The sequence below is a fragment of the Bartonella sp. MR168JLCBS genome (genome assembly GCF_042194175.1).
Window position 1 is genome coordinate 1 of sequence record NZ_JBHIMP010000072.1, and the last position, 1,471, is coordinate 1,471.

Here is a 1,471-nt window from a genome sequence, read left to right on the forward strand (position 1 = left end):
GGATTGTGAATGTTGTTCTTTAAAAGTTTTATTCTTGCGATTCTAATGGTTTTTTTCACCTTTCTTTATGGGTGCAAAGTTGAACCGCTTTATCGTCAAGGACCCCAAATTTCGACGACAATGGATTCTATAAATTCTGGTTCCCATGGTTTGTCTTCAGGAAAAGATTCTTTAGGGCTTTCTGGGAAGCTTGCAAGCATTGTCGTTGAAGAACCTTCAGATCGTTTTGGTCAAATGGTGCGCAATCATTTACTATTTCTTCTTTATGGAAATGGTAGTAAACCTTCCGATCCAACTTATCAATTGGCACTGCAGACATCCGTATTTACAAGAGAATCGATGCAGATAGAGGTTGATCGAGACAGGAAAAAAACAGGACGACCTTCCGTTGGAACCGTGGTGAGCAAAGCATCCTACACCTTAAAGGATATGAAAAATACTCCTGTTGCACAAGGAATGGGAAATGTGCGTGCGTCTTTTGAGCGGATGCGCCAGGAATATGCGACGCTGCAAGCAGAAAAAGATGCGCAAAGGCGAGTAGCTGAAGAATTGGCTGAACAGATCTTTATGTTGCTTTCAAGAGATCTTTTAAATAAAACTTCTGGGCGTTAAGCGATATTTTGTCCGGTTTTTTTCCAATCATCGAGGAATGTTTGCAAACCTTTATCAGTTAAAGGATGTTTGACCAGTGCTTTTAAGATTGTTGGGGGAACGGTTGCAACATCTGCACCGCTGAGTGCTGCTTCTTTGACATGATTAACAGTGCGGATTGAAGCTGCTAAAATTTGTGTTTCAAAGCCATAATTGTCATAAATCGTGCGAATTTCGTGAAGCAATTCACTGCCATTTATTCCGCAATCGTCGAGTCTGCCGATAAAAGGTGAAACAAATGTTGCGCCAGCTTTTGCCGCCAATAAGGCTTGATTGGCAGAAAAACAGAGTGTGAGGTTTGTTTTTAATCCCTGTGCTGCCAGGGCTTTACACGCTTTCAATCCCTCAAGCGTTAAAGGAAGTTTGATGCAAATATTGTCGGCAATTTTTGCTAAAATAGCCGCTTCTTTCATGATGATTTCGAATTCAGTTGCTGCAACTTCGGCAGAAACAGGTCCTTCGATGAGGGTACAAATTTCTTTGAGAACATCAAGAATATTGCGTCCCGATTTTAGAATAAGAGAGGGATTAGTGGTAACACCATCAACGAGGCTTAAATTTTTTAGCTCTCGGATTTCTTCAATATTGGCGCTATCCACAAAAAATTTCATGTCTAATTTCCTTGTTTTTTTAAGCTCGTTCATTCACAGTTTGTGCTGTTCCAGCTTGTTTCTATATATGCGCTATTGTTTATCGCAAAAGCAAGAAAGAAGTTTAGTGTCTCATATGGTAAGTTGGGACATAAGTTGGAAAAAAAGAAAAAGATTTGGGTATTGGAAAGAGGGCAAATTTCAGGAAGGGGTTTGTTTATGATGTTAGC

2 protein-coding genes are annotated in these 1,471 nt (G+C 40.0%); one reads left to right on the forward strand and one right to left on the reverse strand.

Translation table 11 applies throughout. The features are described 5' to 3' along the window. Window positions 1-9 precede the first annotated feature (9 nt). A complete protein-coding gene (gene lptE, locus ACFIK8_RS09145) occupies window positions 10-612 on the forward strand; it encodes an LPS assembly lipoprotein LptE (RefSeq protein ID WP_042995500.1) in 603 nt (200 codons plus the stop codon). Here lptE and fsa read toward each other — a convergent pair. Next, window positions 609-1,262, reverse strand: a complete 654-nt coding sequence (fsa, locus tag ACFIK8_RS09150) for a fructose-6-phosphate aldolase (RefSeq protein WP_014924524.1) — start codon at window positions 1,260-1,262, stop codon at window positions 609-611. The two genes, lptE and fsa, sit on opposite strands and share 4 nt — an antisense overlap. Window positions 1,263-1,471: the final 209 nt, after the last annotated feature.